The organism is Geminicoccus flavidas (assembly GCF_009806515.1).
GTDB lineage: Bacteria > Pseudomonadota > Alphaproteobacteria > Geminicoccales > Geminicoccaceae > Geminicoccus > Geminicoccus flavidus.
On record NZ_WUJP01000765.1, the window covers coordinates 1 to 3043 of the forward strand.

Below are 3043 nucleotides of genomic sequence, written 5' to 3' on the forward strand. Positions count from 1 at the left end.
GCATGATGCTGTCACCGAACAGGTGGCAGACCTTGCCGTAGCGAGCTCTGTTCTGAATAATCTCGTGATAATATGGCTCCATCTCACCGGATTGAGCCAGAGAAACACTGTTAGCCAGATGAGACATCAGCATGGCAGATGCGCCAATGATAAACGAACGCCGCTTGAGCTGCATGATCGTACCCTGGTAACCCGGCGGACGCGCCTGACTTCGCGATCCGGTGAGTTACTAGTGGCGGAAATTTATTAATAACCGGTTAACTATTGTGATACAGCAGAAGCATCGGGTTCCGATCTTCCTGCAAACCTTGACTATGCCGGATTCTTGAGTGCTAGCAGCCCATTGGCATCGTCATCATCTGCATGATGTGCATCCACGTGCCGGACATGTTGCCTTGGTGACGGCAGTCACAGCGGCTGAAGGCACCTTGGTGCTAATGGTCCGTTTGTTGCTGGATGGGCATAGACGGACTTACGGCTGTCGCTCACAAGTGGATATAGGCGAGGTCGAGAATCCAGATGGCAGACATCATCCCGCTGCGCGGCAGCCAGCCGGCGCGAGCCGTACCGGTCCAACCGGTGGTCTTCGACCCTGCGGATGCCTGGCTGATGCCCTGGGATATGTTCCGCCTGGGCTTCGCCGCCTGGGCGAGCCTCTGGCTGGCGCCGATGGGGCTGCGGGTTGAGACGGTCGAGAAGCCTCGCCCGCCGCGCTGACTGGCGTCATCTGGCGACGTCGCCGCTGCTTGTCGACAGGGCGGCCCGGGCCTATGCCTCCCGGCCATGGACGACCGACATTCCCTTCGCTTCCGCGGGCCGCATCTCCTCGGCATCGAGGGGCTGGCGCCCCATGAGATCCAGGATCTGCTCGACCGGGCGGACGCCTGCGTCGACGTGAACCGCGGCCTTGCCGACCGCCGCGACCGCCTGGCCGGCCGCACGCTACTCAACCTGTTCTTCGAGAACTCGACCCGCACCCGAACCTCGTTTGAGCTAGCCGGCAAGCGGCTGGGCGCCGACGTGGTCAACATGGAGGTCGCGACCTCTTCGGTGAAGAAGGGCGAGACCCTCATCGACACCGCGATGACGCTGAACGCCATGCACCCTGACGTGCTGGTGGTGCGCCATGGCGAGAGCGGTGCCGTAGCCCTGCTCGCCCGCCACGTGCGCTGCTCGGTGGTCAATGCCGGCGACGGGCTGCACGAGCACCCGACCCAGGCGCTGCTCGACGCGCTCACCATCCGCCGGCGCAAGGGCCGGATCGAGGGGCTGACGGTCGCGATCTGCGGCGACGTGCTCCATTCGCGGGTTGCCCGCTCCAACATGCTGCTGCTGCTGGCGATGGGCGCCCGGGTGCGGCTGGTGGCCCCGCCAACCCTGCTCCCGGGCGGGATCGAGGTCTATGGCGCCGAGGTGACCACCGACATGATGCGCGGCCTGGAGGGGGCCGACATCGTGATGATGCTGCGCCTGCAGCTAGAGCGCATGCAGTCCGCCCACCTCCCCTCCATCCGCGAGTATTTCCGCCTCTACGGCCTGACCCGCGAGAAGCTCGCCAACGCCGCCCCGGACGCCCTGGTCCTCCATCCGGGGCCGATGAACCGCGGCGTGGAGATCGACGGGGTGGTGGCCGACGACATCGACCGCAGCGCCATCCTGGACCAGGTCGAGATGGGGGTGGCAGTACGCATGGCAGTGCTCGAGGCGTTGGCAGGGCCGGAGGCCAGGCGATGAGCCGCCTGCTGATCACCAATGCAAGGCTGGTCGATCCGGTGGCGGGCACGGAGACGGTGGGTGCGCTGCTGGTCGAGCACGGCCGGATCGCCGCCCATGGCCCGAAGCTCGGCCGGGACGCGTCGATCGACGCGGAGCGGCTGGATGCGGACGGGCTGGTCCTGGCACCCGGCCTGGTCGACCTGCGCGTGCAGCTCGGCGAGCCGGGTGCCGAGCACAAGGAGAGCTTCGCCAGCGGCGCGCTTGCCGCGGTGGCGGGCGGTGTCACCAGCTTCGCCTGCCTGCCCGGCACCCAGCCGCCGATCGACGATCCCTCCATGGTCGAGTTCGTGGCAAGGCGCGCCCGGCGGGTACGACTGGCCAAGGTCTATCCCTATGCCGCCATCACCAAGGGCCTGAAGGGCCAGGAACTGGCCGAGTTCGGCCTGCTGCGCGAGGCGGGCGCGGTCGGCTTCACCGATGGCCACTTGGCCGTCGCCAGTGCCCGGATCATGCGCCGCGCGCTGAGCTATGGCCGGCTGGTTGACGCCTTCCTGGTGCAGCATCCGGAGGAGCCGGACCTGGCTCGCGGCGGGGCGGCCAACCCGGGCCCGATCGCCGCCCGGCTGGGTCTGGCGTCGATCCCGCGCGAGGCCGAGGTCATCATGATCGAGCGCGACCTGCGCCTGGCCCGTGCCACCGGCGGGCGGATCCACTTCTCGCGGATCACCACGGCCGAGGCGGTGGAGGCGATCCGCCGGGCCAAGGCGGAGGGGGTGCGGGTCACCTGCGATTGCACCCCGCACCATCTGGCGCTGAACGAGCTGGAGGTCGAAGGCTACCGGACGTTTGCGAAGGTCTCGCCGCCGCTGCGGGCCGAGGCGGACCGGTGCGCGATCGAGGCCGCCGTGGTGGACGGCACGATCGACGCGATCGCCTCGGACCACCGCCCACAGGACCAAGACAGCAAGCGCCTGCCGTTCGCCAGTGCGGAGTTTGGCGTGGTGGGGCTAGAAACGCTCCTGCCGGTGGCATTGCGCCTGGTGACGGACGGGCGGATGAGCCTGGCCGACCTATTCGTCCGCCTGTCCTCCACGCCCGCCAGGCTGCTCGGCATCGAGGGCGGCACGCTCGCCGTGGGCGCTCCCGCCGACCTGATCCTGCTCGACCCGGACCGGCCCTGGAAGGTGGCCGAGCGCGACCTGCACAGCGCGTCCAAGAACACCGCCTTCGAGGGCCGACTCATGATGGGCCGGGTCGAGACCACGCTGGTGGACGGCCGCGTCGTGTTCAGCCGGGGCAGGCCCATCCCCACCAGACTGGACTGAAC

The 3043-nt window shown here is 67.9% G+C and carries 3 protein-coding genes; all 3 read left to right on the forward strand.

The annotated features are described in order from the left end of the window. Positions 1-519 precede the first annotated feature (519 nt). The 3 genes from EQG76_RS21995 (at position 520) to EQG76_RS22005 (ending at position 3041) form a co-directional block, all read left to right on the forward strand. Entirely contained in the window at positions 520-717 is a 198-nt protein-coding gene (locus EQG76_RS21995; protein ID WP_159716461.1) for a hypothetical protein, read from the forward strand. A gap of 66 nt (positions 718-783) precedes the next feature. Next, a complete protein-coding gene (locus EQG76_RS22000; protein WP_159716462.1) occupies positions 784-1734 on the forward strand; it encodes an aspartate carbamoyltransferase catalytic subunit in 951 nt (316 codons plus the stop codon). Beyond that, positions 1731-3041 (forward strand): dihydroorotase, encoded by a 1311-nt coding sequence (locus EQG76_RS22005; RefSeq protein ID WP_159716463.1) that lies wholly within the window; start codon positions 1731-1733, stop codon positions 3039-3041. Before EQG76_RS22000 ends, EQG76_RS22005 begins: the two co-directional genes overlap by 4 nt. Positions 3042-3043 lie beyond the last annotated feature (2 nt).